Raw genomic sequence first — 425 nt, 5'->3', positions numbered from 1 at the left:
ATAACGCCCCATTAACGGGCAAATAATAGTTGGTTAAAATAAGCGACGCAGGAGCAAAAACCAACTGTTATTTGTCCCGGTTTAATGACTTGTTAGGCTTGTTTTACACTTAATGCTTTCATCCGAACATTCCAACAATAAGATGTAAATTTATTTAATGTTAGAGCTAGTAAAAATAGAATTATAGTTATGACAATTGCCACATCTAATGGTACTTCTTTACCTGATAATAAACGGATGATTATTATAATTGAATGCCCTATTACCGTTGCAATAAAAGCCAATATAATTACTAGTTTATTTGAAAAGATTTGGTCCTGTGAAGGTCTTAATTTTAACAAAGGCCACCACAAGCAATCTTTATCACTTATCCAATTCATTATTAATACTATTCTACTGGATGAATTCATAACATGCCTAACGCC

General features: G+C 32.2%; 1 protein-coding gene. It reads right to left on the bottom strand.

Annotated features, from left to right (window positions below; translation table 11 throughout):
• Nucleotides 1–92: 92 nt before the first annotated feature.
• Nucleotides 93–425: hypothetical protein (locus H4J65_RS17885; RefSeq protein ID WP_220465050.1), on the bottom strand; the 333-nt coding region annotated here is incomplete at its 5' end.

This window comes from Colwellia sp. MB02u-9, from assembly GCF_014077085.1.
GTDB lineage: Bacteria > Pseudomonadota > Gammaproteobacteria > Enterobacterales > Alteromonadaceae > Cognaticolwellia.
The sequence above is the reverse complement of the archived record's forward strand: the minus strand, read 5'-3'. Positions and strand labels throughout refer to the sequence as shown.